The sequence below is a fragment of the Streptomyces sp. NPDC046862 genome, from assembly GCF_040704615.1.
Taxonomy (GTDB): domain Bacteria; phylum Actinomycetota; class Actinomycetes; order Streptomycetales; family Streptomycetaceae; genus Streptomyces.
The window spans coordinates 125,463-151,477 of sequence record NZ_JBEYXP010000020.1; the positions used below are offsets into that span (position 1 = coordinate 125,463).

Consider the following 26,015-nt stretch of genomic DNA (forward strand, 5'->3'; position numbering starts at 1 on the left):
CCCCCGCAGCGAACGGGGCGGCGCAGGGCCGTCAGGCGCAGCCCGTTCCCTCCTTCACCGCGGGCCAGGCCTCCACTCCGTCGGCCGTGCGGACGTACGCCTTCGACTTGTCGCCGGTGAACCACAACTCCCAGTCGTGCAGGCGGTATCCGGTGTCCCGTGCACCCCGCGGCATGGTCACGTCCCCGTCGTACGCGGAGGTGAGCATCTGCCGGGGCAGCACCCTGTCGGGATCGCGGACGTACAGCCTGTCGTCGGCGCCCCCGCCCGGGCCGGTCTGCAGGAAGTGGGCCTTCTGCCAGTCGCAGTGCTCCGGACCCTCGGAGGTGGTCACCTCGGTGATCGGTACCCGGTCGCCCTTCTCGTCGGTCCAGATCTCGTACCACTGGGAGTCGGTGAAGCTCGCCGGGAGTTCGGCCGGGTCACAGGAGGCGCTGGTCTCGGGGCCCCAACCGGGTGCGTTCCTCTGGTCCTTGGCGACGATCACGGCGACCTTGGTCCGGCCCTCGACGTCGTAGGAGAACAGGACCCGGTCCTTCTCCTCGCGCTCCACGCGGTAGCCGTCCTTGGGGACGTCGGGCTGCTCGATCTCGAAGTACGCCTCCAGCCCCTCCTCGGGCGTCCCGCCCCCGTCACCCTCACTCCACGCGCCCGGGCCACCACCGCCCGAGTAGATGTCGCCGTCGCACTCCAGGGCACGCCCGGCCGCCCCCGACTCGATCCTGATCGCCCGCACGCTGTCCTCGTCCACCGCCCGGTGCGGTACGTACAGCGGGCCGTCGTAGGGCGTGGCCGGAGGTGTGCCGGTGATCACGGCGTCTCCGCCGTCACGGACACCGGTGCCGTCCTCCGTGCCGCAGCCCGCCACCGTCACGGCCACCGCCGCCACCACGACCGCCCCCGCGATGATCCTGTCGCGCATCTCCGCTCCCCCGTCCGCCGAACGCCGTGTCCCTCCTCCGACGGGGAAGAGGGCCCGAACGTTCGGCGGCTCGCGGGCCGGACGTGGATCAGAACGTGAGGACCGGCTTGATGGCCTTTCCCGCGCCCATGTCCGCCACCGCCTGGTCGATGTCCTCGAACGTGTAGCGGCTGATCAGGCGGTCCAGCGGCAGCTTGCCCTCCTTGACCAGCTGGACGAGGACCGGGATGGCGGTCTGGGTCTCGTTGTCGCCGAGGGTGAGGCCGACGACGCGCTTGCCTCCGAGCATGCCGTTGACGTCCAGGGACACCTCGGTGCCGAAGGGCGGGGCGCCGACGATGACCAGGGTGCCGCGCAGGGCGAGGGAGTCGACGCCCTTGCGCAGCACCGCCACGCTGCCCGTCGTCTCGACGACGCCGTCCGCGCCCTGGCCACCGGTCGCCTCCATGATGGCCTCGGTGATGTCGGCGACCTCGTCCGCGTTCACGGTGTGGGTGGCGCCCAACTCCTTGGCCAGTGCCAGGCGTTCGCCGACCTTGTCGATGGCGATGACCGTGGTGGCGGGAGTCAGGGCGGCGGCCATCACCGCGGAGAGGCCGACGGCTCCGGCGCCGAGGACGACCAGGGTGCTGCCCGCGCGCGGCTCCAGCACGTTCCAGACGGCGCCGACGCCCGTCTGGACCCCGCAGCCGAGCGGGGCGATGGAGTCGAGCGCTACGTCCGGGTCGACCTTCACGAGACTGCGCTCGTCGACCAGCGCCCGCTCGGCGAAGGAGGACTGGCCGAAGAAGTGGCCGCCGAGGGGCTCGCCACCGCGGCTGATGGTACTGGTGCCGTCGGCGCGACGGCCGGAGAGCAGGTTCAGCGGCAGCCAGGCGGCGCAGTAGGCGGGGTGGCCGTCACGGCAGTTGCGGCAGCCACCGCATGAGGTGAAGGACAGCAGGACGTGGTCGCCTGGGGCGACACCGGTGACGCCGGGGCCCACGGCCTCGACGACTCCGGCTCCCTCGTGGCCGAGGACGCCGGGGAGCGGGAAGGGGAGCCCTCCGCTCGCCACACCGAGATCGGTGTGGCACAGGCCGGCGGCGGCCATGCGGACGAGTGCCTCGCCGTGTCCGGGCTCGTCGAGGACGACCTCGGACAGGGTGAAGGGTGCTCCCCCGGACTCGACCACGGCGGCACGTGTGGTGGTGGACATTCTCGTGAACTCCTCTTGTCCCGGGGATGCGTTCAGTCGAGCGAGACGACGACGGACTTGACCTTGGTGTAGGCCTCCAGGGCCTCGGGGCCGTACTCACGGCCGAAGCCGGAGGCCTTCACGCCGCCGAAGGGCACGGCGGGGTCGAGCATCGCCCAGTCGTTGACCCAGACGATGCCCGCCTGGAGCCGGTCGGCGACGCGGTGGGCGCGGGCGAGGTTGGTGGTCTGGATGCCCGAAGCGAGGCCGTACGGCGTGGAGTTGGCCATGTCCACGGCCTCGTCCTCGGAGTCGAAGGGCTGCACCGTGAGGACCGGGCCGAAGATCTCCTCCTGCACGACCCGGGAGTCGTTGGCGAGGTCGGCGAGGACCGTGGGCTTGTAGTAGAAGCCGCCGTTGAGGTCGAGGCGCTCGCCGCCGCACACCACGCGGGCGCCCTCCTTGCGGGCCAGTTCGACGTACTCCTCGACCTTCTTCAGGTGCTTCTCCCCCGCCATCGGTCCGACGACGGTCTCGGGCTGCCGGGGGTCGCCGACGGGCACGCCGGGCACGGCCTGGGAGAGGATGCCGAGCACGGTCTCGTAGACGGGGCGGGCCACGAGCAGGCGCGGGCCGCCCATGCAGAACTGGCCGGTGTTGAAGACGAAGCCCTTGATGATCGCGCCGATGGCCTTCTCGATGTCGGCGTCGTCGAAGACGATGTGCGCGGCGTTGCCGCCGAGCTCCATGGTGACCGACTTCAGGCCCTCGCCGGCGACGCTCGCGGCGTGCCGGCCGACCTCGGTGGACCCGGTGAACGCGATCTTGTCGACGCCGGGATTGCGCAGCAGCGCCTCGCCGGCTACGGGTCCCGTGCCGGTGACGACGTTGTAGACGCCGTCCGGGACACCGGCCTCCTTGAGCAGCCCCGCCATGTACAGGGCGCTGAGCGGGGTCTCCTCGGCGGGCTTGTGCACGACCGTGTTGCCGGCCGCGAGCGCCGGGCCGATCTTGGAGCCGGCGAGGATCAGCGGGAAGTTGAACGGCGTGATCGCGGCGACCACGCCGATGGGGCCGCGCCGGGTGTAGGCAAGGCCGTTCAGCGGGGTGTCGCGGGTGGCGCCGTCGAGGGTCCAGGCGAGGGAGGCGTAGTACTCGTAGTCGTTGGCCGCGTTGGTGACGTCGACCGCGTGGCACAGCGTGATCGGCTTGCCGACGTCCCGGCTCTCCAGGGCCGCGATCTCGTCGGCGTTCGCCCGGATCAGCTCGGCGACGCGGTGCAGGACGCGCCCGCGCTCGCGCCCGCTCAGCCCGGACCAGGCACCCTTGTCGAACGCGTCGCGTGCGGCCCGTACGGCGGCGTCGACGTCGGCCGCGCCCGCCTCGGCGACGGTCGTGACCACCTGACCCGTGGACGGGTCGATCACGTCCGTGCGTGCCCCGTCAGCTGCCTCGAGCCACTGTCCACCGATGAACAGCCGCCCGGGCCCGCTCTCGAAGGTGGTCGTCATTGCCCACTCCTCCGCCTTGATCAGGCCTCGATCCAGCCTTGATCGCCAAGTCTTCAACAAACAGGATTCCTGTTGGTTCGCAGTTTCATTACACACAGGATTCCTGTCAATGCCTTACGCTGAACCCATGGTCGGCACCAAGGCACCTCCCAACCTCCTCTACATGGTCAAGCAGGTCGAGCTCGTTGTCCGCTCGCATCTCGACGAACTGGTGAAGCCGGCCGGCATCACGGCCCTGCAGTACACGTCGCTCACCGTCCTGGAGCGGCACGACGGGCTGTCCGCGGCCCAGCTCGCGCGCGACTCGTTCGTCACCGCCCAGTCGATCGCGGATCTGGTGCGCAGCCTGGAGAACCGCGGACTGGTACGACGAGAGCGGAATCCCCGCAACCGGCGCGAGTTGCTGATCCTGCTGACCGAGGAGGGGCGCGAACTGCTCACGCGCTTCGCGGAGCCCGTACGGGATCTTGAGGAACGCATGGTCAAGGGCCTCACCGCCCATCAGGCGGACCAGTTCCGCCAGGCCCTGTCCAAGGCCTGGCACGCCCTCTCCTAGCTCCGGCGCACGCCCGGTCGTAGAACGGGCACGCAACTTGCCGGACGGCTCACCCCGCAAATCGAAGACATATGTCAATCGAACATGCTGAAATTCACTCCATCGAGGGTAACTTGCAGGGCAAGGAACGGTTTTGCCCTCACCAAGGCCCCGGTGACATGTCTACGCTCGCTTGACGTCGTCACCCCGGCCCCCGGTGACTTGAGTGCCCTGCCATGAGGGAGCCGGATGGAGGCGATTGTCGGTGCATGACGACCCCGAAACGCCCCTCAGGCATCTGCGCGTCCACAGCGAGCACGGGCACACCGTGCTGGAGTTCCTCGGCGAGATCGACATCGTCGCCGCGATGGAGATCATCCCGTACCTGGACTCCGCGACCGCGCGCCCGGAGCCTCGCCTCGTGATCGACCTGCGGCCCGTCGAGTTCTTCGACTGCTCCGGGCTGCGCCTGCTGTACCGGGCCCGGCGCCGGGTCCTCGCCCAGGGCGGGCGGCTGCACCTGCTGTGCACCCACGAGCTGACCCTGCGCGTCCTCAGGACGACCGGCCTCGCCCGCCTCCTGCCGCCGTCGGCGTCCCTGGAGGAGGCGCTGGCCCGGCCGGAGGCCACGTCCGGGACCTTATGACCGGGGCCCCGCGACCGCATGCCGCGGCGCGAGGCCCCGTGCCCCGCCGATCCCGTCCCACCGTCGCGGTGGCCCCGCTCCCTGCCTATTCGCCCGCGGGCGCGTCGAACAAGGCACTCACCGACTCACCGTTGTGAATGCGGCGTACGGCCTCGGCGAGCGCCGGGGCGATCGAGAGCACGCGCAGCTTCTCGGTGCGCTCCTCGGCCCGGATGGGAACGGTGTTGGTGCACACGATCTCCAGGACGTCGGACTGTTCACCGATCCGCTTCAGGGCGCCGGCCGCGAACAGGCCGTGCGTGCACGCCACCCGGATGGAACGCGGCCCCAACTCCCGCAGCCGCTCCAGCAGTTCGATGACGGTGCTGCCCTTGGCGATCTCGTCGTCCAGGATGATCACGTCCCGCCCGGCGACCTCGCCGATCACCGAGCTGATGCTGACCCGGTCGTCCGCGAACCGCTGCTTGGCTCCCGCGGCGACCTGCGCGCCGATCATCCGGGCGAACGCCGCCGCCTCCTTGGCGTTGCCCAGGTCCGGCGAGACGACCGTCGTGCGTGACAGGTCGTACTGCCGGAAGTGCGCGGCCAGTTCCCGCAGGGCGTGCAGGTGGTCGACCGGCACCGAGAAGAAGCCGTGCACCTGCGGCGAGTGCAGCGTCATGGCGAGCACGCGGCTCGCGCCCGCCGCCACCAGCAGGTCGGCCACCAGCCGGCCGCCTATCGAGATCCGCGGCGCGTCCTTCTTGTCGGACCGGGCGTACGAGTAGTGCGGCATCACCACGTTGATGCGCCCCGCGGACGCGCCGCGCGCGGCGTCGCACATCAGCAGCAGCTCGACCAGGTGCTCCTGCACGGGGGCCACGAGCGGCTGCACCAGGAAGACGTCACGCTCCCTGCAGTTGGCCTGGAGCTGGACCTCCAGGCAGTCGTTCGCGAACCGGCTGACCCGGGTGGGCCGGAGCGGCACTCCCAGATGTGCGCAGACCTCCTCCGCCAGCTCGGGATGGGCACTACCGCTGAACACGGCGATGTCACGCACGATCCGCTCCTCGCATGAACATGATCATTACGGGCTGCGCGCCTCATGCTACTGGCCGCGCCTCTCACCTCCCGGGCCGGGAAATTCGGTTGCGGAGGGGCACCAGGGGCACGCCATGATGGCCGCGACCGTACTGCCGAACCTCGGGAGACCCCGAATGCGCCGACTCCTCGGAACGACCCAGCGCCCCCACTGGCTCACGGTTACCGAGGATTCGACCACGCATGCATATCCCGCACCTCCCGCACCTCCCGCACACCCTGAACATCGGCATCCTGGCCCACGTCGACGCCGGTAAGACCAGCCTCACCGAGCGGCTCCTCTTCGACGGCGGCGCGATCGACCGGCTCGGCAGCGTCGACACCGGAGACACCCGCACCGACGACGGGGAGATCGAGCGCCGGCGCGGCATCACGATCCGCTCGGCCGTCGCCGCCTTCACCGCCGGCGACGTCCAGATCAACCTCATCGACACCCCCGGGCACTCCGACTTCGTCGCCGAGGTCGAGCGCGCCCTGGAGGTCCTCGACGGCGCGGTGCTGCTGCTCTCCGCCGTGGAGGGCGTCCAGGCCCGCACCCGGGTCCTGCTGAAGACCCTGCGGCGGCTTCGCCTGCCCACGCTCGTGTTCGTCAACAAGATCGACCGGGCGGGCGCCCGCGAGGAGGGCCTGCTCGACGACGTCCGGCGCCTGCTCACGCCGTGCGTCGTGCCGCTCACCGGTGTCGAGGACATCGGCACCGCGCACGCCCGCGTCGTACGGCGCCCCCTCACCGCCCCCGACGTGGCCTCCACACTCGCCGAGGTCGACACGGGCGTCCTCACCGCGCTCGTGGACGGCCCCGCGCCGACCGAGCACGACCTGCGGACCGCGCTCGCCGCCCGCACCGCCGACGGCTCGGCGCACCCGCTGTTCTTCGGATGTGCGCTGGACGGCCAAGGGGTCACCGAGCTCGTCGAGAACATTGTCCGGTTCGTCCCCCACCCTGCGCGGAGCGGGACCGCTGACGCCCCTCGGGGCACGGTCTTCGCCGTCCGACCCGGCTCCGGCGGCGAGCGGACGGCGTATCTTCGCCTGTACGAGGGTGAGGTGACGCTCCGTCAGCGTCTGGCCTTCCTGCGGCGCGAGGCCGACGGACGCATCACGCGGGTGCCGGGCCGGGCCCTGGACCTCACCGTGGTCGGGCGGCCCGGAGCTCCCTACCTCACCGCGGGGAACATCGCCGAGCTGCGCGGTGTGCCCGGCATCCGCGTCGGCGACCGGCTCGGCGAGGTCACCGACCGTGCCCCGCAGTTCGCCCCTCCGACCCTGGAGACCCTCGTTCGGGCGCGGCGCGACGAGCAGGCGGCCTCCCTGCGGTCCGCGCTGCTCACCCTCGCCGACCAGGACCCGCTGCTGCACGCCCGGCCCGCGGGGGCCGGTACCACCGCCCTGCTCCTGTACGGCGAGGTGCAGAAGGAGGTTCTCGCGGCGACGCTCCTCCAGGACTTCGGGATCGAGGCGGAGTTCGAGCCGAGCCGTGTGCGGTTCCTGGAGCGCCCGGCGGGCACCGGTGAGGCGTACGAGGAGATGCCGTGGCTCGACCACACGCGCCACTGGGCCACGATCGGCCTGCGCGTGGAGCCCGGACCACGCGGCTCGGGCACGGTCTTCACGTACGAGACCGAGCTCGGCGCCCTTCCCCGCGCCTTCCACCAGGCCATCGAGGACACGGTCCACGCGACGCTGTCCTCGGGCCCGCACGGCTGGGCGGTGGCCGACTGCCGGGTCACGCTCGTCCGGTCCGGTTTCTGCGCACCGATCAGCACGGCGGCCGACTTCCGCGGACTCACCCCCGTCGTGCTGCGCCGGGCCCTGGAGCGGGCGGGCACCCGCGTGTACGAGCCCTGCCACGCCTTCGAGGTGGAACTCCCCCTCGACGCGCTGGCCCCGGTGACGGCCCGGCTCGCCGCGTACGGCACCGAGTTCGGAGAGACGACGGGCGGCCGCACCTCGTGGCTGGTCACCGGCGAGCTCCCGGCCCGGCACGTGCGGGAGGTGGAGCTGGCCCTGCCGGGGCTGACGCACGGCGAGGGCGTGTGGTGGTCACGGCCGTCGGGTGACCGGCCGCTGAGGGCCGAGCGGTAGGGCGCAGGCCGCCTCGGCCGGATCCCGTACGGCGGGCGGACGCGGTGCGTTATCGCCATACGCCGAACAGAGGGTGCCGCAGGCGTCCCGTGCCCCGGACCGGCGCCCTCAAACAGCCAACTCCGCGTTCTGTCAAGGAATTTGGCGGGCACTCGTTGAAGCAGGAAGGAGGACCGTCGACATGACGACGACGTCCATCAAACGCGCCCGCCAGATGCCCGGCTGGGCGAAGCTCCTCACCATCCTCGTGGTACTCCTCGTGGTCGTGTTCGCCGCCGTACGACTGCTCTTCTTCGGCGCGATCAAGGACGTGTTCGGCGAGGAGACACACGACCGGTCCGGCCCCGCGCTCCTGAAGTCCATCCAGGACATGAGCCGTTACGACGCCGCCTCGGGCAACTTCCAGGTGGTCGTGGACCTGGAGAAGGACGCCAAGTACCTGCCGGACGCGCTCCGCGGCACCCGCACCCTGTACGTGGGGGCGGGCACCGTCGACGCCTACGTCGACCTGGGCAAGGTGGGCGAGAGGGACGTGACGGTGAACAAGGACCGCACGTCCGCCACGCTCCACCTGCCGCACGCGGCGCTCGGCAAGCCCGCCCTCGACCCCGAACGCTCCTACGCCGTCTCCAAGCAGCGCGGTCTGCTCGACCGGATCGGCGACCTCTTCTCGGACAACCCCAACAGCGAACAGGCCGTCCAGAAGCTGGCGTCGAAGCACATCGGTGACGCCGCCAAGGACAGCCGCCTCACCGACCGCGCCGAGTCCAACACCACCGGCATGCTCGAAGGACTGCTCCGCTCCCTCGGCTTCAAGGAGGTGAAGGTGACGTACGGCGACGCCTGAGCACGCGCCGGTTCACGCGCCCAGCATTCCGGGCCAGGCCAGCACCGCCAGCAGTACCGCCCCGAGCAGCAGCCACGCCACGTAGTCCCCGATGTGCCCGGACTGCAGACGGCGCAGCGGGGCGGCCCAGCCCGGCTCGCCCAGCAGGGCGGGCCGGGTCACCGCGAGGGTCGCCAGGCCCACCGCGAGCAGGGTCGAGACGATTCCGAGGAGCACGCCCGGCAGGGCCCAGTGCGCCGGGGTGAGGGCACCTCCGGCGCCGGCCTCGTTCACGGCGTGGCTCACGGCGACGGCCAGGCCCGGTGCCGCACCGACGGCCAGTGCCCCGGCGAGGAGCAGCGCGGGCACCGCGGTCATCGTGCCCGGCACCCGGCCGAGCCGGGCCCGCGTCTCGGGCTCCTCACCGGCACCGGTCGTCTCGTACTCCGACGAGGGCGGCTCCCCCGGCCGGGGGCCCAGACCGAGGAACACATGGGCGGCGACGCGCAGCACCGCGCCGGCGGTGACCGCGGAGACGGCGACGTACAGCGCGGTCAGCCCTCCTCCCACGGCCTCCTCCGTCACCGCCTTGCCCAGGGCGGTGCCGAAGGGCGGCAGACCGCTGAGGGCGAGTGCGCCGGCGAAGTACAGCACGGCGACTCCGCGCAGTTCGCGGGCCCGGCCGTACAGGGCGTGCTCGTCGACGGTGCCGTACCGGTCGAGCAGGATGCCCGTGCACGCGAACATGGCCGCCTTCACCCCGGCGTGCCCGAGGATGTAGAGCGCGATCCCGTCGTCGGCTTCCGGTGTCAGCGTGCCGATGCCGATGAGGAACAGCCCCGTGTGGGCGACCGTCGAGTAGGCCAGCAGCCGTTTGACGTGCCGCTGGTACCAGCACATGACGGCGCCGATCGCCGCGGTCAGCACGCCGAGCACGACGAGGACGCGTTCCACGTCGGTGGGCGCGATGCCGCCAGGGCCGGAGAAGACCGTGTCGTACACGCGCCAGACGCCGTAGGCCCCGAATTCCACCATGGCACCGGACAGCAGCATGCACACCGGGGTCGGGGCGACGGCGTGCGCGTCGGGCAGCCAGAAGTGGAAGGGGACGGCCGCCGCCTTCACCAGCAGCCCGGTCAGGACGAGCACGAAGGCGGCGAGGACGAGCGCGTCGGGGCCGCCGTGCCGGTCGAGGCCCCGTCCGATCTCCGTCATCGCGAGTTCGCCGGTGCGCGCGTACAGCAGCGCGATGCCCATCAGCATCGCGTACGCGCCGAGGGAGGTGACGACGCCGAAGGTCAGAGCTCCCTGCACGGCCTTGGCCTCCTCCACGCGGTGGCCGGTCAGGGCGTACGCGACGACACTCATCAACTCGAAGAACACGAACGCGTTGAACAGGTCGCCCGCGACGGCGAATCCGCACATGCCGGCCTGGAAGAGCAGGACGAGCGCGGGGAAGGAGCCGGCGTGACGACGGGGTGGTTCGTCGAAGTAGTGCCAGGAGTACACCAGTGCCGCCACGGTCAGCAGGGAGGCGAGCGCGGCCATGCCGAGCCCTGGCCCGTCCCCGACGAGCACGATGCCCACGCTGCGGCCGTTCTCCGGGGTCCACCCGCCGACCCACTCGACCATCGGCGGGGAGGAGTCGGCCAGGAGCAGCAGGGTGAGTGCGGCGTTGCCGGCGGCGACGGCGACGCCCACGGTCTCGGCCGCGGCGCGGGGCAGGCGGCGACCTCCGGCGACCAGCAGGGCGGCCCCGAGGAGCGGTACGGCGACGACGAGCGGCAGCAGGTGGTTCATCGGCGGGTCAGCCGCGCAACTCGGAGAGTTCGTCGGGGTCGACGGTGCCGTGACGCTTGACGATCTGCATGACGAGGGCCAGCAGGAGGGCGGTGACGGTGGCGCCCACGACGACGTCGGTGAGGGCGAGTGCCTGCACGACCGGGTCGACCACCGGGCGCGAGCCGGGCTTCACGTCGGAGTACACGGGGGCGGTCGCGCCGTCGCGGTAGCCGACCGCCAGCAGCAGCACGTACGTGCCGGACTGACACACGGCGAGGCAGCCGACGGCGTGGATGAGGTTGCGACTGGTGGCCAGGCCGTAGGCACCTGCGAGGAAGACCCACACGGCCACGAGGTACGGCAGTACGGACATCACGCCTCCTCCGTCATGTCCCGCTCTCCTCCATCGCGTCCGCTCTCCTTCTCGATCTCGACGGCCTGGTCCAGGAAGCGCGCCAGCAGCACGACGACCGCGCAGGCGACCTCCATGCCGATGGCCGCGTTCAGCAGCGGCACGGTTCCGCCGGACGACAGGGTGTTGAACGTGCCGTACGGCAGCAGGGTGTTGGCGAGGAACGCCGTCCCGGCGAGGACCCCGGCGAGGCCGAGCACGAGGTAGGCGGAGGCCGCGAGGGCGTCGCCCACCTCGTAGCGGCCGACCGGGCGGATCCGTTCCAGCGCGTGGTAGTCGGCGCCGAGGTAGAGCAGGTGCAGCGCGGTCACCGCGACGACTCCGCCCTGGAAGCCGCCGCCGGGGCTGAGCTGTCCGTGGGCGATGACGTACAGGCCGGTGAGGACGGCCACGGGCAGCACGGCGAGCGCGTATCGGCGGACGGGAGGCGCGACGGCCACGGGGCGCGGGGTCGCGCGCCGTTCGTCGCGGGTCTGACGCAGCAGGACGACCGTGCCGAGGACGGAGGCGAAGAGGATGCCCATCTCGCCGAGGGTGTCGAAGGCGCGCTGGTCGAAGTTGACGGAGGAGATGGTGTTGGCGGTGTGCCGGGCGAGGGACGCGCGCACCGACCGGTCGCCGTAGGGATGCCGGTCGCCGCCGAAGCCGGGCAGGTCCAGGCAGGCGGCGACGAGGAGCGCCGCGAGGCCGGCGCCGCCCACGAGCACGATCCACAGCCGTACGCGCCGGTTCACCCGTGTCCGCCCCTCCGCTCGTCCTTCTCGCGCCGTTTGACCTTGCGGACGGAGAGCAGGAGCAGCAGGGGCGTGAGGGCCGAGCCGACGGCGAGCTGGGACAGGGCGACGTCGGGCGCCTGGAGCACCGTGAACAGAATGGCGAGGGCGAGTCCGAGGACGGCCAGGACGAGGGCCTGGCGCACGGGGTCGCGCACGGCCACGGCCGCGGTCGCCAGGGCCGCGACGAGGAGCAGGGCCACGACGATCAGTGCGTCATCCACGGTGGCTCCCCGGGAAGCCGCCGGCCAGCGCCCGGGAGGCGACGAGGTTGCCGCCCACCAACAGGACGCCGATCACGAGGAGTTTGACCATCGCCCGGCCCGGTCCGGTGGCCGCGCACAGGACCAGCACGACGACCGCGCCGAACCCGGCGGCGCACCACGTGGCCAACAGCGCGCGCGGCGGGTCCTCGTGGAGTTCGTCGGCGAGGAGGCGGGCGAAGACGAGTGTGCCGATGGGGCCGAGGAGGGCGAGGACGAGGGCCAGGTCGACGTAGGAGGGGCGGTCGTATCCCTGGGCGAGCAGCAGCAGTCCGGGGCAGGCGAGCGCGCTGGAGAGGTTCTGCGCCACGACCCGGCGGCGCAGCGGTCCGGTGGCCACGCCCCACACGGTGGCGCCGACTCCCCCGGCGAAGGTGACCGTCGCGGCAGTGGTCCAGCCGTTCACCGGCCGCTCACCGCCCGTCGCGCTCCCCATGCCGATGCGGTACCGACTCCGGCGACGGCACCGCCCACGAGGAGTTCCAGGGGGTCGACGGTGCTGATGAACACCAGCCACAGCGCGGCCAGCAGGGCCCACCAGCCCAGGAAGCCGAGCGCGGTGAGAAGCGCTGTACGCCGGTTCACCCGTCACCTCCGTGGGCCTGCACGTATCACGCCAACTTGCCCGCTTCGACCAGAAATATTCCGTTGCGTCGTCCAAGCACGCTCCGGCTCCGTGGAGTGGCTGCCCTCGACGGGTCGCTGCCCGGGGTGCCCCCTGAGAGCGAGAAGAAACCGGTCACCACGGTGGCCGACACCACGCGCACGGCGGCATCGGAGCCGTTATCGGGGGTAACCACCTTACGGAAAAGGGAAGTTGAAAATGGGAGGGTTACATGGCCCGTACCACGTCACGTTCCCGCACTTCGACCTCCGGCCACCGACGGCAGGCGACCCCGCGCGACGGTCGGCCGCTTCCGTTCCCGCTGCGTCTGCTGGCGATGGTGCTGGCCTTCGCCGCCATGGTCGGGTTCGCCGCGGTGCTGGCACGGCTGACGCTCCAGCCGTCACCGGCCTCGGAGTCGCTGACCCACAGCAACCTGCACCCCGGCCGCTCGCTGGAGGCCTATCTGAACCAGCCCGCGCTGCGTGACGCCGTCAAGCAGATCGGCGGGAACATCGTGCTCGGCGTGCCGTTCGGTGTGCTGCTGCCCATGCTGGCGCCGGGGACCCGGGGCATCCTGCGTGTGCCGCTGCTGACCGCCCTGGTCATGCTCCTCGTCGAGCTGGCGCAGGGGGCGGTCATCACGGGGCGCGCCTTCGACATCGACGACGTCATCCTCAACACGGCGGGCGCACTGCTGGGGTACGTGCTGCTGGGGCGGCGACTGGGTCGCGCGGTGCACCCGCCCGAGCAGAGGAAACCCGCGAGCGCCAAGGGCACCACGACCGGGAAGGCCGGCAGGGCAGGGAAGAGCAGCACCGCCTGGAAGAGCGGCAAGCGCGAGAAAGTCAGTGCGGCCGGCAAGGGCGTCAGGGACAGCAAGGGCGGCAAGGGCGGCAAGGGCGTCAAGCTCCCTCGCCTCCCCCTCCTGCGCCGCAAGGTCTAGCGGGTCGACCAGGTGAACTTGTCGCCACCGACCCAGCGGACCACGTCCGGGTCGTCGAGGTCGTGGACCCTGATGCCGGCCGCCGAGGCGGCGAGCAGGACGTCGGTGATGGCCGTGGCCTCACCGACGACCTGTCCGTCGATCTCCACGATCCGGAACGGGGGCCTGCCGGGTTGTACCCCGAGCACCATGATCCGCGGGTTGGGCAGGTAGGGACTCGCGCTTTCGGTCATACAACCGAGAGTAGATCTTATCGGGTCAATAGAACCCAAAGCGGACCCCATCTCCTGGGCGGGTGGATCAGGTGCGTCGCCACTCGTCGCTCTCCAGATGGGAGCCCGCCTGGGGGCCCATCCGGAGCATGCCGCCGTCCACGGTCCAGGAGGCGCCGGTGACGTACGAGGCGTCGGGACCTGCCAGGAAGGCGATCAGGGCCGCGACCTCGCGGGCGTCGCCCGGGCGCCCGAGCGGGATGCCAGGGCGGCTTCGTGTGTGCACGTCGGCGTCCTCCTGCACGGTCATGGGCGTGGCGATCTCGCCGGGTGCCACCGCGTTGACGGTGATGCCGTGCTCGGCGAGCTCCAGCGCCATGACCTGGGTGAGCAGGCCGAGGCCCGCCTTGGCCGCGCAGTACGGGGCGGCGCCGACGCGGGGCTGGTGCTCGTGCACGGAGGTCACGTTGACGATCCGGCCGCCTCCGCCCTGCTGGATCATGTGCCGCGCGGCCCGCTGGCCGCACAGGAAGGGCCCGACGAGATCGACGTCGAGGACCTGGCGCACGTCGTCGAGCTCCAGGTCCATGAAGGGGGTCATCGTCCCCGTACCGGCGTTGTTGACGAGCACGTCCACGCGGCCGAGCCGGTCGCACAGCTCGTCCACGGTGCCCGCGGCGACGGGCAGGCGGGTGAGGTCCATCTGCGCGACAGCGGCGCGCCTGCCCTTGGCGCGCACCTCCTCGGCCGTCTCCTCGGCACCCTTCAGGTCGCTGTTCCAGGTGATGCCCACGTCCATCCCCTCCTCCGCGAGCCGGACCGCGGTGGCCCGGCCGATCCCGGAGTCCGAGCCGGTGATGACGGCCACCTCGCTGCGTTCGCGCGCGGACATCGCGCCTCCTCGACTGCGTGCTCGACTGCCTGACGACTGCGACGTGCGGAGTGCGGTGATTCCTCGCAGTACCCGGGGGCGGGATGGACAAACCGGCCCCCGTGTGCGGTCCCGGTGCGGTTGGTCAACCCTGGACGAGGAGGTGCCCATGGATCCCGTGGAGGCACTGGAGAGGATCGCGTTCCTGCTGGAGCGGTCCCAGGAGCCGACCTATCGCGTACGGGCGTTCCGCACCGCGGCCGCCGTGGTGGACGCGCTGCCCGGGGAGGAGGTGGCGGAGCGCGCGGCCGACGGCTCGCTGGAGTCGCTGCGCGGGGTCGCCCCGAAGACCGCGCAGGTGGTGCGGGAGGCGCTGGCCGGCGAGGTGCCCGGTTATCTGCGGAAGCTGGAGGGCGGGGCCGGGGAGCCGGTGGCGCCGGGTGGCGAGGGGCTGAGGGCGCTGTTGCGCGGTGACTGCCACGTGCACTCCGACTGGTCGGACGGCGGAAGCCCGATCGAGGAGATGGGGCGGACGGCGGCCCGCCTCGGGCACGAGTGGACGGCGCTCACGGACCACTCGCCCCGGCTGACGGTGGCACGGGGGCTGTCCGCGGACCGGCTGCGCGAGCAGCTCGACGTGGTGGCCGGGCTCAACGAGCGGTGGGCCCCGTTCCGGCTGCTCACCGGCATCGAGTGCGACATCCTCGACGACGGGTCGCTCGACCAGGAGCCGGAGCTGCTGGAGCGGCTCGACGTGGTGGTGGTCTCCGTGCACTCGAAGCTGCGCATGGACGCGCCGGCGATGACCCGCCGCATGGTCACCGCCGTCCGCAGCCCCCACGCCGACATCCTCGGGCACTGCACCGGGCGGCTGCTGTCCGGGCGGGGGCGGCCGGAGTCGGAGTTCGACGCGGACGAGGTCTTCGCGGCCTGCGCCGAGTCCGGTACGGCCGTGGAGATCAACAGCCGCCCCGAGCGGCTCGACCCGCCCGGACGGCTGCTGCGCCGGGCGCTCGGCGCGGGCGTGCTGTTCTCGATCGACACCGACGCCCACGCCCCCGGCCAGCTGGACTGGCAGATCAACGGCTGCGCCCGGGCCGAGGAGTGCGGGGTGCCCGCCGATCGGGTGATCACGACGTGGGCCGCGGACGAGCTGCTGGCCTGGACACGGGAAGGCGTGGTGCCGTCGCGCGTGGGGAGCGCGTGACGCGGTACCCGGGGGCGCACAGGACCTGCGACGACGGATTCAGGCGTGGCCGCGGTGAAAGCCATGGCAACGGTGAAAGCCATGGCAATGGTGAAGGCCGTGACAGCCATGAGAGCCGTGACAGCCATGAGAAAGGAGCACATGTACATGGGCCGAGCAGCCGTGTTCGACGTCGACGGGACGCTGGTCGACACCAATCATCTCCATGTGACGACCTGGTGGGAGGCGTTCCGGCAGGCCGGTCACGACGTGGAGATGCACGCCATCCACCGGGCCGTGGGGCTCCCCTCGGGCGATCTGATCACCCACGTCCTGGGCGAGAACCGGGATCCCGACGAGGTGTCCGCGCTCAGCGCCGCCCACAAGACCCTGTACGGCACGTACTTCGATCGGCTGCCCGCGCTGCGGGGTGCCGGGCGGCTGCTGCGGCGCCTGGACCACGACGGCTGGAGCGTCGTCCTCGCCACCTCGGCCGGCGGTTCGGAACTGTCCGCGCTGCGCCGGGCGATCGACGCCGACGACGCGATCACGGCCACGGCGAGCGCCGACGACGTGGACGCCGGCAAGCCCGCCCCCGATCCGGTCGAGCACGCCCTGGACCTGGCGGGGGTGCCCGCCGAGCGCGCGGTCTTCGTCGGTGACACGGTGTGGGACATGCGCGCCGGCACCCGCGCCGGGGTGCGCTGCCTGGGCGTGCTGAGCGGCGGCATCCCCCGCGGAGACCTGGAGGCGGCGGGCGCCGAGGCTGTCTACCGTGACCCGGCGCATCTGCTGGCGTCCCTGGAGGAGAGTCCGCTGGCGGCGGATGGGTGAGGCGGTGCGCTCCCCGGACACCCGTACCGCATGAGTGTCCAGCCACCTGCGCCTTCGGCGCCCCGCACCGTATGACCTCCCCGGCCCGAGCCCTCCGCTGCGAAGCCCATGCCCTGTTCTGCGCCGCCCACAACGCCGTGCACGGCCCCGGTCGCGAGCGGGATCTCGTCATCCAGTCGCTCAAGGCCGCGGCGGCGGCGCTGCTCGCGTGGGTGATCGCGCGGAACTGGCTGGGGGACCCGATGGCGATGATGGCGCCCTGGGTGGCCGTGGTGCTGGTGCAGGCCACGGTGTACAGCTCGCTTCGGCAGGCGGCGCAGCAGTTCGCGGCGATCTGCCTGGGCGCGTTACTGGCTTCGGGGGCGCAGGCGCTGACCGGGGACATCACCGCCGCGCTCGCCCTGTGCCTGCCGGTGCTGATGCTGCTCGCCAACTGGTCCCGCTTCGGCGCCCAGGGTGTCTACGCCGCGACGACGGCCCTGTTCACGCTCACCGCCGGCCCGGTCACGGCGTCGGCGGTGACCCACCGCATGGGCCAGGCGGCGCTGGGCGCGGTGATAGGCGTCGCCGTGAACGCGTTCGTGCTGCCGCCGATCCACCTGCGGGACGTACGGGAGAACCTCGCGGCCCTGGCACACGAGACGGGCGACGTCCTGCACGCCGCCGCGGGTCATCTGCGGGAGGACGAGTGGGACGCCCGCACGGCCGTCCGCTGGTCACGGACCGCGTCGGACCTGGAGCGGCGGCTCGACGGGCTGCGCTCGGCACGGCGGTGGAGCGAGGAGAGCCTGCGGCTGACCACGGGCCGGCTGCGGGCCATGCACCGGGTCCCGCTCGACGTGCCGCCGGCCGACGAGGACGAGCGCTGGGGCCGGATCACCGGGCACGTGATGACCCTGTCCCGCACTCTGGCCGTCGCGGCCGACACCGACCGGACGCCGAGCCCGCCCGACCTCGCGGCACTGGGCTCGTACGCGCGTCTGCTGGAGCTGATCGGGGAAGCGTGCCACGCGGAGGGCAGCCGCATCAGGGGCTCGTCGGGTGACGGCCCCGGACAGGAGGGGCGGGCCACGATGGACGAGTTGCACGGCGAACTCCAGGCCCGGCTGCGCGAGCACGCGAGCGACAGCGCCCCACGGACCGCCGTACTGGGCGCCCTGCTGCTCCAGGCGGAGAACGTGTGGGCCGAAATCGCATGGCCGAAGTGACCGAAACAATGCGCTTCCCGTGACGCAGATCACCCTGAATGCACCCATCTCACAGGAACACCCACTGGTACTTTCCCGTTGAACCAGCCGTGGGTGCGGATGGGACAGTGTCCCCGGGCCTCACCATCCGCCCACAGGGACGATCGTTCGGCTGAAGCCCTGTGGAGCCTTTCGCCGAGAGGCGACCGCCATTCGCTCCCACCACAGACCGCCCCGACCGTGAATCCCCCGTCCGGTCGGGGCTTCTTCCTGTGCGGTTGACTTCGAGCGCTCTTCAATTCGTAGCGTGCGCCACATGAGCACCGCACACACCGCTGCACAGACCAGCGCACAGCACAGGGTCGGTTCGGGATTCGGCGCGCGGAGCACCACGGACGACGTCCTGCGGGGCATCGATCTCACCGGAAGGCTCGCGCTCGTCACGGGCGGCTACTCGGGACTCGGCCTGGAGACCACCCGGTCGCTCGCGTCGGCGGGTGCCCGGGTCCTCGTCCCCGCCCGGCGCGTCGACGTGGCCCGCGAGGCGCTGAAGGGCATCGCCGGAACCGAGGTGGACGAACTTGACCTCGGTGACCTGGAGAGCGTCCGCGGCTTCGCCGAGCGCTTCCTGGCCTCGGGGCGCACACTCGACATCGTCGTCAACAGCGCCGGAATCGCCGTCTGCCCCGAGACACGGGTCGGACCCGGCTGGGAGACCCAGTTCGCGACCAACCACCTGGGCCACTACGCCCTCGTGAACCGGCTCTGGCCCGCCATCGAGCGGGGCGGCGGCCGGGTCGTCACCGTGTCGTCCTCCGGGCACCGCCTGTCGGACATCCGCTGGGACGACCCGCACTTCACGCACGGCGCGTACGACAAGTGGGAGGCGTACGGCCAGTCGAAGACCGCCAACGTCCTGTTCACCGTCCACCTCGACACCCTCGCCCGGAAGGCCGGGGTACGGGCGTTCTCCCTGCATCCCGGTGAGATCCTCACCGAGCTGGTGCGCCATCTGACCCGCGAGGAGATGATCGAGCGCGGTTGGATCGACGCGGACGGCACCGTGAGCGACAGCTTCAGGACCCCGCGGGAGGGTGCGGCCACACAGGTGTGGGCCGCGACCTCACCACAGCTCGACGGTCTGGGCGGGCTGTACTGCGAGGACTGCGAGATCGCCGGGCTCGCCCCGGCGGAGGACGAGCGGGGCGGTGTACAGGCCTACGCGATCGACCCGGGGAGTGCCGCCCGGCTCTGGACCCTGTCGGCGGACCTCACGGGGGTGAACGCGTTCGCGGGGCGCCGCTGAGCGGAGAACGCCCGAGTGAGCGGACAACGCCCGAACGGAAATCGCCGGCGCGTCGCGTGCACCCTCGTGGGGCCGGGTACTCGGACCTCCCGCCCCCGGGAGGAGCGGGGTTCCCCTCTGAGAGGAGCCAGCGGTGAGCAGTGAAACCGGCGGCAGGATGGTCGTCACGGGTGCCACCGGCAACGTGGGCACCAGTCTCGTACGTCTGCTCGCGGAGGACGACCGGGTCGCATCCGTACGGGGACTGGCCCGGCGGACTCCCGACTGGTCACCCGCGAAGACGGAGTGGTCGGCGGTGGACCTGGCGGTCGAGGAGACCGACCTGGTGGAGGAGTTCGAGGGCGCCGACGCCGTCGTACACCTCGCCTGGGCCTTCCAGCCCACCCACGATCCGGCCGTCACCTGGCGCACCAACGTCCTCGGCAGCATCCGCGTCTTCGAGGCGGTGGCGGCGGCGAAGGTACCCACCCTCGTGCACGCCTCCTCGGTGGGCGCGTACTCGCCCGGCCCCAAGGACCGCTCGGTGGACGAGTCGTGGCCCACGCACGGGTGGCCGGACGCCGCGTACTGCCGGGAGAAGGCGTATCTGGAACGCGCCCTGGACGCGTTCGAGCACCAGCACCCCTCGATCCGGGTGGTGCGGATGCGGCCCGCGTTCCTGTTCAAACAGGAGTCGGCGAGCGAACAGCGGCGCATCTTCGGGGGGCGTTTCCTGCCCGGACAACTCGTCCGTCCCGATCTGTTGCCCGTCCTGCCCGACGTCCCCGGGCTGCGGGTGCAGGCCCTGCACACGGACGACGCGGCCGAGGCGTACCGGCTCGCGCTGCACAGCGACGCGCGCGGCGCGTTCAACATCGCGGCCGAGCCGCCCCTCGACGCGTCCGTCCTGAGCGAGATGCTCGGTGCCCGTCCGGTACGACTGCCCCGCGCGGCCGCCCGCTCGGCGCTCGCCGCCGCCTGGGGGCTGCATCTGCTGCCCGCGTCGCCGCACCTGTTCGACGCCGTCCTGCGGCTGCCCCTGATGGACTGCACACGTGCCCGTCACGAACTGGGCTGGCGCCCCGAGCGCACGGCGGTCGAGGTGCTGCAGGAGTTCCTGGACGGCGTGCGGCGCGGGGAGGGGGCCGAGACGGAGCCGATGCGGGGGCGGAAGGTGGGCTGAACGCCACGGGACGGCACCAGTGAAGTCCCGAACTGCCCCTGTGGGAACGGCACCGCGTGGTGCCGCTCCCACAGGGGCTGCGTCAATCGGTGGACGTCAGTCGGTGGACTCGTTCGGTACGGGTTGCTCGGGGTGGACGCCGGCCGGGTCGGGGGCGCCTCGCCTGCCCGAGCCCGCCTCGTCGGTGTCCGGTACGTCGGTGGCGGGTTCGTCCTCCGCGTCGGGGTCGGCGCTCTCGGGGGCGACCTCCCAGGGGTCGTCGCCCTCGTGGGCCTGCTGGTCGGGCATGTCCCGGGGTACGGGCTCCCCGTTCTCGCCGGGACCCTCCGAACGGTGATCGGTCACGGCGCACTCCCTTCGTCTCGTGCCCGCCCGCGAGTACCTCGGGCGGGCACGCCGAAACCATTCGCCGCTGCCGGTCCGCTGTCAGCCGCCGAGCTCGTCCAGGGCCGCCGTGAGCTGCGGTGCCACCGTCTCCCGCACCCAGTTGACGTGCTCCGCGTCCGTGGCGCGCGGCACCGTCTCGATGAGCATGATCAGATAGAGGTAGCTGCGGTAGAGGGCGAGACGCTGCCGGGCCGCCGACGTGAACTCCGTTCGGCCGCCCTCCTCTTGGTAGCCCGTCAGGAAGTCCGGGTCCTCCTCGATGTTCCCGAGCAGCGCGAGCGACACGAAGTCCGCCAGCGGATCCCCCCAGAACATGCGCTCGCCGTCGATCAGTCCGCCGATACGCGGAGCGCCGTCTCGCTCCACGAGGATGTTGCCCTCCCACAGGTCGAAGTGGACGAGGCGCGGAACGGTGACCTCGTCGAGGGCGTCGTACGCGGACTTGGCCTGTCGCGCCACCTCCTCCACGGGACGCGGCAGCCAGGCACCGTAGCGGCGGGCGTCGGCGAGCACGGCGTCGTAGATGGCGGTGAAGGCGGTGCGCCAGTCGGGGGCGAGGGGCCCCACGGCGCCGGACGGGTAGCCGAAGCCGGGGCCGGTCACGCGATGGAGGCGGGCCACGAGGCCACCCAGCTCCCGGCGCAGCGTCCGCCGTTCGGCTGCCTCCAGGGAGGCGAGGTGCCAGGGCGTGCCGGGGCAGGCGGTCATCAGGAGCCGGCCGTCCGCCACGACGACCACGCGAGGGGCGGGTACGCCGACGGTGGCGGCTCCTCGGTAGAACTCGGCTTCTTGGCCGAGGAGTTCGTGTTCGTAGCGCAGGATCGGCGTCTCCGGCGGCGGGGGTGTCTTCAGGATCAGCCGCCGATCGCCGGTGAGCAGGAGTTCCTCGACGGTGTTGTAGGTGCCACCGTCGAGTGACCGCACCGTGACGAGGTCGTCCTCGCCGAGCCCGGCCGAGGCCAGGATCCGCCGTACCCGCTCCCCCGCGTCCGCCACCGTGCGCCTCCCTGTCGTCCGTGCCTGCCGGGCCGACCACACTCTGGCAGGTCGGCCCGGCAGGCACACCCCGTTTGGAGGCACACCCCGTTTATCCGGCCGCGTACACGTCCTCCACGTAACGCCCCTCGGCGACGAGGGAGTCGAGCCACGCACGCGAGTCGCCCCCTGCGCGCTCCCCGTGCAGGGCGAGGAACGCCTCGCGCACCCCCGGCGCCATGCGGGAGCCGTCACCGCACACGTACACACGGGCACCCGCCTCCAGCAGGTCCCACACCTCGTCCGCCTCGGCGGCGATCCGGTGCTGGACGAACGCGGCACCGTCGACGGGAGCCGCGCTGAAGGCGGGGCGCAGCAGGACCGCTCCGGCGGCCTCGGCGGCGGCGAGCTCGTCGGCGTGGAGGAAGTCGGCGTCGGGGGCGTCGCAACCGAAGTAGCAGACGGCGGGGGCGATGCGCGCCCCGGAGGCGAGCCTCGCGACACGGTCGGCGATCGCTCCACGGAACGGGGCGAGTCCCGTGCCCGCCGCGACCATGATGACCGGAGCGGGGTCGTCGTGGACGATACGGAAGGCCTCGCGGCAGGGCTGGATCCGGGCGAGCACCGTCTCTCCGGGCTTGACCGAGTTCAGGTAGCCGGAGCCGACACCGGTGAAGGTGCCGTTCCCCATGGGGGTCCCCCCGCTCGAGCGCAGCCGAGAGTGGGGGAGGGCAGGGGCCTCCAGCAGCGAGACCATGAGGTCGACGTGACCGGGGTCGGCGGCGGGCGACGAGGACACCGAGTAGTGGCGCGGGCGCAGCGGCGTGAGGAGGGCCAGGAGGTCCGGCCAGTCCAGCGCGCCCCGCAGGGCGGGGTACGCCTCGACGATCTCGACGAGGGTGCGCGGGGCGTCGGTACCGGACGCCAGGCGGTCGAGGGCGGCGCGCTCCGGCGGGCACGGGTTGGCGGCCGCGAGGGCGGACAGCTGGGCGGCGGTGGGCCGCTCCTGCAGCTCCACGTGGTGGGTGAGGAGCCTGCGTACGGTCAGCGGCCGGTCCACGGCGATGCCGTCGCGCCGCCTGGACCGGATGTCGAGGACCTCGTCCAGGTCCAGGCCCAGCGCGGTGGCGGCCCGCTCGACGAGGGCGGGTTCGTTCACCGGCAGGACGGTCAGGTGGTCACCGGTGCGGTAGGTGGTGCCGTCGGGGAGGGCGAGCCGGACGAGCCGCTTGGTGCGCGGGTGGCCGGGCGCGGTCAGGTCGTACGCCTCCGTGACGGTCATGGGGACGAGGTCGTGCCGGGCCGCGACGGCGTCGAGGGGCCCGCCGGTGAGCGTGCGGACCTCGTACGCGGCCGTGGGCTCGTCGGTGGGCGTGGTGGCGTCGGGGTCGCCGTAGCGCTCCAGCAGGACGGTGCGCAGGCCCGCGGTGAAGGCGCGCACCGTGCCGCTCAGGTCGCCGGAGGCGTCGGCGGCGGCACGGTCCGTCAGGCGGGTGCCGCCGAGTTCCGCGAGGCGGTCGTCGAAGCGGGTGGGGACGTGCTGGTAGGTGGCGGCCCAGTTGCGGTCGCCGACACCGAGCACGGCGTACGTGCCGTCGAAGGCCGCCGTGTCGCTGTCGAGCCAGGCGGCGAAGGCGGTGGCGTCGTCCGTGGGGCGGCCGTTGTAGGAGGCGGCCGTGATGATCACCGGACGGTCGGCGGGCAGTCCGCCGGCGTAGGCGTCCAGGGGCGCGACCTCGGTCTCGGCGCCGAGCGCGGCGGCCTCGTCGGCGAGGGAGGCGGCGAAGTCGCGGCAGGTGCCGTAGTTGCTGCCGTGCAGGAAGAGGGCGCGGGTGCCGGGGCGTACGCGGACGGGGAGGGCGCCTTGCGCGGCGTCCGTCTCCGACTGAGCCACCGCGACCGCACCCGGCAGGGGCGCGTGCGACCGGTCGGCGGCGGTGCGCGGTGAGAGCGTCAGGGTGAACCCGTCGGGCTTGAGGGTGAGGGTCTCCTTGATGCTGAGCTCGTAGCCGGCGGGGTCGTGCAACCGGTAGCGGTGCACGAGCAGCGCGAGCAGCATGGTCGCCTCGTGCAGCGCGAACTGCCGCCCGATGCAAGCACGTTCGCCGGTGCCGAACGGCTTGAACGCGTGCGCCGAGCGGGCCGCCTCCGCCTCCGGTGTGAAACGGGAGGGGTCGAACAGCTCCGGGTTGTCGCCCCACACCGGCTCGCGGTGCAGCATCGGTGCCACGACCAGGGCCGCCTGGCCGGCGCGCAGGGGGATACGGCCGCCGAGGAGGGTGTCCTCGCGGGCCTCCCGGCTGAACGCGGCGGCGGTCGGCCACAGCCGCAGCGCCTCGTTGAGGACCTGCCGGGTGTAGGTGAGGTGCCCGATGTCGTCGAACGTCGGGTCGGGGTCGGCGTCGTCGCCCCACAGGGCGTCCACCTCGCGCTGCACCAGCTGCAACACCGCCGGGTGCTTGGCCAGGTAGTACAGCGCGAAGGACATCGCGCCGGACGTCGTCTCGTGGCCCGCGATGAGGAAGGTGATGACCTGGTTGCGGATGTTGGCGGTGTCGAGCGTGGTGCCGTCGGTGGGGTGGGCGGCGGTGAGCATCAGCTGGAGGAGGTCCTCGGCGTCGCTCTCCCCCGCGTCCACGCGGGCGGTGATCACGTCGTCCACGACCTGGGCGAGATAGTCGGCGTCGGCGCGGAAGGCGGCGTCGGCCGCCGAGTAGTCGCCGCCCGGCAGCCGGCCCAGCCGGTTCATGCTCCACTCCAGGCAGCGGACCATGGCCTCCACGAAGGGGTGCGGCTGGTCCCGCTCGAAGGAGCCGAAGTCGTAGCCGAACCCGGCGAGCCCGATGGTGTCGAGGGTCATCCGGGTCATGTCGTCCGCCACGTCGACGGGCCGCTCGTCACGGGCGGCCCCGTCCCACGCGTCGATCAGCCTGCGCGCCACCCGCAGCATGACGGGGTGGTACGTGCGCATCGAGCCCAGCGCGAACGCGGGCATCAGGATGTCGTGCGCCTTGGCCCAGTTCGGTTCGTCGTTGTACGCGGTGAAGAGGCCGTCGGCGGCGAACTCCCGCACGTTGTGCAGCGCGGGCCCGATCGCCTTCGCGAACCGCTGCTCGTCGGCCAGTTCGGTGACCAGGTCCAGGTCGCTGACGAACAGCGTGTCCCGCCCGTGCAGCCGGCGCACGACCACGGGGCCGTGCTCGCGCATGAGGTCCATGACCTGCTGGAGCGGGGTGCTGCCGGGGCCGGTGGCGGAGATGTCGACGACGGGGACGCCGTACGGGCTCTCCGTACCCCGGGAGCGCGGGGCTCCGGTGTCCTGGGGGTCCGGAGTCCCGGTGTCCTGGGGGTCCGGAGTCCCGGCGTCCAGGGGGTCCGGGGTCCCGGTGTCCTGGGGGTTCGGCGCGGTGGGGGACATGGCGCGACAACTGCCTTTCGCGGTACGGGAGTACTGCGTTCCAGCTTGCGCGGCCGGGGTCGGCCGCCCAGGCCACGCGGCTACATGATTGTGTAGTTGTTGCAGGGCAGGAGGTACTTGCCCCGGCCCGCCGGACGTGGCATGCGCGACGGGCGGGCGGCGGATCGGGAGGTGCGAGGTGGTCCCGCTCCGGCTGGACGGTGTCGTGTGGCGCAACCGCGCCATACTGCTCTTCGACCGCATCCCGATGCCGGTCGCGGTGTGCGACGTGTACGGGACCGTCGTGATCGCCAATCCCGCGATGGCGGCCGAGTGGGGGACGACGCCGGGGAGTCTGCGCGGTCGTGAGGTGCTGGAGCTGTTCCGGCCGCAGGAGGCCGCCCAGGTCGAGCGGATCGCCCAGGCACTGAGACTGGGGCATCGCTCGCGTTACCCGGTGTCGGTGCGGTGGGACGCGGCCGATGGTGTGCGCCGGCACGGTGAGCTGACCGCCGACCCGGTCGGTGACAGTCCTGACGGTACGACGACGCTGCTGGTCCTGGTGCGGGTGCTGGGCGACGCCCAAGAGCAGGCCGAGCCCCCGCCCCCTCCCCCGGTGAGCCCGGCCGAGGCCCGCGTCCTGGAACTCGTCGCCGGCGGTGCCACCACCGCGCGGGCGGCCCGCGAGACGTCCCTGACCGTGGACGGCGTCAACTACCACCTGCGGCGCCTGTCCGCCCGGCTGGGTGCGGCCAACCGCACGGAACTCGTCGCCCGTGCGTACGCACTGGGGGTGCTGGCGCCCGGGGTGTGGCCGCCGAGGGTCTCTCGGGCGGAGTAGCGGCCCCTCGTGCGGGCGGCACTCCGGTAGAGGGTTTCGCCCCCGCCGCCCCTACCCGTCCCATCCCTGGGGGCTGCGCCCCCAGACCCCCGAAT

26 protein-coding genes are annotated in these 26,015 nt (G+C 72.2%); 11 read left to right on the forward strand and 15 right to left on the reverse strand.

Annotated features, from left to right (window positions below; translation table 11 throughout):
- Positions 1–31: 31 nt before the first annotated feature.
- The 3 genes from AB0959_RS23095 to AB0959_RS23105 form a co-directional block, all read right to left on the reverse strand.
- Positions 32–922 (reverse strand): hypothetical protein, encoded by an 891-nt coding sequence (locus AB0959_RS23095; protein WP_366828350.1) that lies wholly within the window; start codon positions 920–922, stop codon positions 32–34.
- A gap of 88 nt (positions 923–1,010) precedes the next feature.
- Entirely contained in the window at positions 1,011–2,120 is a 1,110-nt protein-coding gene (locus AB0959_RS23100) for an NAD(P)-dependent alcohol dehydrogenase (protein WP_366828351.1), read from the reverse strand.
- Between the two features lie 32 nt (positions 2,121–2,152).
- Entirely contained in the window at positions 2,153–3,610 is a 1,458-nt protein-coding gene (locus AB0959_RS23105; RefSeq protein WP_366828352.1) for an aldehyde dehydrogenase family protein, read from the reverse strand.
- A 127-nt stretch (positions 3,611–3,737) separates the two neighbouring features.
- Between AB0959_RS23105 and AB0959_RS23110 the strand changes: the two genes are divergently transcribed.
- A complete protein-coding gene (locus AB0959_RS23110) occupies positions 3,738–4,166 on the forward strand; it encodes a MarR family transcriptional regulator (RefSeq protein ID WP_366828353.1) in 429 nt (142 codons plus the stop codon).
- Positions 4,167–4,410: 244 nt separating this feature from the next.
- Positions 4,411–4,791 carry an anti-sigma factor antagonist gene (locus tag AB0959_RS23115; protein WP_366828354.1) on the forward strand — a complete coding sequence of 127 codons (381 nt, stop codon included), beginning with the start codon at positions 4,411–4,413 and terminating at the stop codon, positions 4,789–4,791.
- 85 nt (positions 4,792–4,876) lie between these two features.
- Here AB0959_RS23115 and AB0959_RS23120 read toward each other — a convergent pair whose 3' ends face one another.
- Positions 4,877–5,830, reverse strand: coding sequence for a ribose-phosphate diphosphokinase (locus AB0959_RS23120; protein WP_366828355.1), 954 nt, complete (start codon positions 5,828–5,830; stop codon positions 4,877–4,879).
- A gap of 224 nt (positions 5,831–6,054) precedes the next feature.
- Here AB0959_RS23120 and otr(A) point away from each other — a divergent pair, with 224 nt between their 5' ends.
- Both otr(A) and AB0959_RS23130 read left to right on the forward strand, forming a co-directional pair.
- Positions 6,055–7,956 carry a tetracycline resistance ribosomal protection protein Otr(A) gene (gene otr(A) / locus AB0959_RS23125; RefSeq protein ID WP_366828356.1) on the forward strand — a complete coding sequence of 634 codons (1,902 nt, stop codon included), beginning with the start codon at positions 6,055–6,057 and terminating at the stop codon, positions 7,954–7,956.
- 181 nt (positions 7,957–8,137) lie between these two features.
- On the forward strand, positions 8,138–8,803 hold the full coding sequence (locus AB0959_RS23130; RefSeq protein ID WP_366828358.1) for a DUF4230 domain-containing protein: 666 nt from the start codon (positions 8,138–8,140) through the stop codon (positions 8,801–8,803).
- 12 nt (positions 8,804–8,815) lie between these two features.
- Here the strand turns inward: AB0959_RS23130 and AB0959_RS23135 are convergent, their stop codons facing one another.
- The 6 genes from AB0959_RS23135 to AB0959_RS23160 are packed head-to-tail and all read right to left on the reverse strand — an operon-like array spanning position 8,816 to position 12,597.
- The gene (locus AB0959_RS23135; RefSeq protein WP_366828359.1) at positions 8,816–10,582 is read right to left on the reverse strand and encodes a complex I subunit 5 family protein; all 1,767 of its coding nucleotides are present in this window, start codon (positions 10,580–10,582) and stop codon (positions 8,816–8,818) included.
- 7 nt (positions 10,583–10,589) lie between these two features.
- On the reverse strand, positions 10,590–10,937 hold the full coding sequence (locus tag AB0959_RS23140) for a sodium:proton antiporter (RefSeq protein WP_366828360.1): 348 nt from the start codon (positions 10,935–10,937) through the stop codon (positions 10,590–10,592).
- Complete coding sequence (locus AB0959_RS23145) at positions 10,937–11,710, reverse strand: MnhB domain-containing protein (RefSeq protein ID WP_366828361.1); 774 nt, start codon at positions 11,708–11,710, stop codon at positions 10,937–10,939. The genes AB0959_RS23140 and AB0959_RS23145 overlap by 1 nt, the downstream gene beginning before the upstream one ends.
- On the reverse strand, positions 11,707–11,973 hold the full coding sequence (locus tag AB0959_RS23150) for a DUF4040 domain-containing protein (RefSeq protein WP_366828362.1): 267 nt from the start codon (positions 11,971–11,973) through the stop codon (positions 11,707–11,709). Before AB0959_RS23150 ends, AB0959_RS23145 begins: the two co-directional genes overlap by 4 nt.
- Positions 11,966–12,418 (reverse strand): monovalent cation/H+ antiporter complex subunit F, encoded by a 453-nt coding sequence (locus AB0959_RS23155; protein WP_366828413.1) that lies wholly within the window; start codon positions 12,416–12,418, stop codon positions 11,966–11,968. Before AB0959_RS23155 ends, AB0959_RS23150 begins: the two co-directional genes overlap by 8 nt.
- Entirely contained in the window at positions 12,415–12,597 is a 183-nt protein-coding gene (locus AB0959_RS23160; protein ID WP_366828363.1) for a hypothetical protein, read from the reverse strand. The genes AB0959_RS23155 and AB0959_RS23160 overlap by 4 nt, the downstream gene beginning before the upstream one ends.
- Positions 12,598–12,848: 251 nt before the next feature.
- On the opposite strand from AB0959_RS23160, the gene AB0959_RS23165 reads away from it, so the two are divergent.
- Positions 12,849–13,562, forward strand: coding sequence for a VanZ family protein (locus AB0959_RS23165; RefSeq protein ID WP_366828364.1), 714 nt, complete (start codon positions 12,849–12,851; stop codon positions 13,560–13,562).
- On the opposite strand, the gene AB0959_RS23170 is transcribed toward AB0959_RS23165, so the two are convergent.
- Entirely contained in the window at positions 13,559–13,795 is a 237-nt protein-coding gene (locus tag AB0959_RS23170; RefSeq protein WP_366828365.1) for a hypothetical protein, read from the reverse strand. The two genes, AB0959_RS23165 and AB0959_RS23170, sit on opposite strands and share 4 nt — an antisense overlap.
- A gap of 67 nt (positions 13,796–13,862) precedes the next feature.
- Complete coding sequence (locus tag AB0959_RS23175) at positions 13,863–14,666, reverse strand: SDR family oxidoreductase (RefSeq protein ID WP_366828366.1); 804 nt, start codon at positions 14,664–14,666, stop codon at positions 13,863–13,865.
- 148 nt (positions 14,667–14,814) lie between these two features.
- Between AB0959_RS23175 and AB0959_RS23180 the strand changes: the two genes are divergently transcribed.
- From AB0959_RS23180 to AB0959_RS23200, 5 genes are all read left to right on the forward strand, one after another.
- Positions 14,815–15,852, forward strand: coding sequence for a PHP domain-containing protein (locus AB0959_RS23180; protein WP_366828367.1), 1,038 nt, complete (start codon positions 14,815–14,817; stop codon positions 15,850–15,852).
- A 147-nt stretch (positions 15,853–15,999) separates the two neighbouring features.
- On the forward strand, positions 16,000–16,665 hold the full coding sequence (locus AB0959_RS23185; RefSeq protein WP_366828368.1) for an HAD family hydrolase: 666 nt from the start codon (positions 16,000–16,002) through the stop codon (positions 16,663–16,665).
- Between the two features lie 71 nt (positions 16,666–16,736).
- On the forward strand, positions 16,737–17,873 hold the full coding sequence (locus AB0959_RS23190; protein WP_366828369.1) for an aromatic acid exporter family protein: 1,137 nt from the start codon (positions 16,737–16,739) through the stop codon (positions 17,871–17,873).
- A gap of 295 nt (positions 17,874–18,168) precedes the next feature.
- Positions 18,169–19,158, forward strand: a complete 990-nt coding sequence (locus tag AB0959_RS23195; RefSeq protein WP_366828370.1) for an SDR family NAD(P)-dependent oxidoreductase — start codon at positions 18,169–18,171, stop codon at positions 19,156–19,158.
- Between the two features lie 133 nt (positions 19,159–19,291).
- The gene (locus AB0959_RS23200; protein WP_366828371.1) at positions 19,292–20,320 is read left to right on the forward strand and encodes an SDR family oxidoreductase; all 1,029 of its coding nucleotides are present in this window, start codon (positions 19,292–19,294) and stop codon (positions 20,318–20,320) included.
- A gap of 96 nt (positions 20,321–20,416) precedes the next feature.
- Here AB0959_RS23200 and AB0959_RS23205 read toward each other — a convergent pair whose 3' ends face one another.
- The 3 genes from AB0959_RS23205 to AB0959_RS23215 form a co-directional block, all read right to left on the reverse strand.
- Positions 20,417–20,665: a hypothetical protein gene (locus tag AB0959_RS23205; RefSeq protein WP_366828372.1), complete on the reverse strand. Its 249-nt coding sequence runs from the start codon at positions 20,663–20,665 to the stop codon at positions 20,417–20,419.
- Positions 20,666–20,746: 81 nt separating this feature from the next.
- Entirely contained in the window at positions 20,747–21,703 is a 957-nt protein-coding gene (locus tag AB0959_RS23210; protein WP_366828373.1) for an aminoglycoside phosphotransferase family protein, read from the reverse strand.
- 91 nt (positions 21,704–21,794) lie between these two features.
- The gene (locus AB0959_RS23215) at positions 21,795–25,100 is read right to left on the reverse strand and encodes a cytochrome P450 (RefSeq protein ID WP_366828374.1); all 3,306 of its coding nucleotides are present in this window, start codon (positions 25,098–25,100) and stop codon (positions 21,795–21,797) included.
- Positions 25,101–25,278: 178 nt separating this feature from the next.
- Between AB0959_RS23215 and AB0959_RS23220 the strand changes: the two genes are divergently transcribed.
- Positions 25,279–25,920 (forward strand): PAS domain-containing protein, encoded by a 642-nt coding sequence (locus AB0959_RS23220; RefSeq protein WP_366828375.1) that lies wholly within the window; start codon positions 25,279–25,281, stop codon positions 25,918–25,920.
- The last annotated feature ends 95 nt before the right edge of the window (positions 25,921–26,015 follow it).

Bases quoted from the DNA above. Each gene is read 5' to 3' on its own strand.
- AB0959_RS23095 (WP_366828350.1), bottom strand. From the start codon at position 922: ATGCGCGACAGGATCATCGCGGGGGCGGTCGTGGTGGCGGCGGTGGCC.
- AB0959_RS23100 (WP_366828351.1), bottom strand. From the start codon at position 2,120: ATGTCCACCACCACACGTGCCGCCGTGGTCGAGTCCGGGGGAGCACCC.
- AB0959_RS23105 (WP_366828352.1), bottom strand. From the start codon at position 3,610: ATGACGACCACCTTCGAGAGCGGGCCCGGGCGGCTGTTCATCGGTGGA.
- AB0959_RS23110 (WP_366828353.1), top strand. From the start codon at position 3,738: ATGGTCGGCACCAAGGCACCTCCCAACCTCCTCTACATGGTCAAGCAG.
- AB0959_RS23130 (WP_366828358.1), top strand. From the start codon at position 8,138: ATGACGACGACGTCCATCAAACGCGCCCGCCAGATGCCCGGCTGGGCG.
- AB0959_RS23135 (WP_366828359.1), bottom strand. From the start codon at position 10,582: ATGAACCACCTGCTGCCGCTCGTCGTCGCCGTACCGCTCCTCGGGGCC.
- AB0959_RS23140 (WP_366828360.1), bottom strand. From the start codon at position 10,937: ATGTCCGTACTGCCGTACCTCGTGGCCGTGTGGGTCTTCCTCGCAGGT.
- AB0959_RS23165 (WP_366828364.1), top strand. From the start codon at position 12,849: ATGGCCCGTACCACGTCACGTTCCCGCACTTCGACCTCCGGCCACCGA.
- AB0959_RS23170 (WP_366828365.1), bottom strand. From the start codon at position 13,795: ATGACCGAAAGCGCGAGTCCCTACCTGCCCAACCCGCGGATCATGGTG.
- AB0959_RS23175 (WP_366828366.1), bottom strand. From the start codon at position 14,666: ATGTCCGCGCGCGAACGCAGCGAGGTGGCCGTCATCACCGGCTCGGAC.
- AB0959_RS23180 (WP_366828367.1), top strand. From the start codon at position 14,815: ATGGATCCCGTGGAGGCACTGGAGAGGATCGCGTTCCTGCTGGAGCGG.
- AB0959_RS23185 (WP_366828368.1), top strand. From the start codon at position 16,000: ATGGGCCGAGCAGCCGTGTTCGACGTCGACGGGACGCTGGTCGACACC.
- AB0959_RS23190 (WP_366828369.1), top strand. From the start codon at position 16,737: ATGACCTCCCCGGCCCGAGCCCTCCGCTGCGAAGCCCATGCCCTGTTC.
- AB0959_RS23195 (WP_366828370.1), top strand. From the start codon at position 18,169: ATGAGCACCGCACACACCGCTGCACAGACCAGCGCACAGCACAGGGTC.
- AB0959_RS23215 (WP_366828374.1), bottom strand. From the start codon at position 25,100: ATGTCCCCCACCGCGCCGAACCCCCAGGACACCGGGACCCCGGACCCC.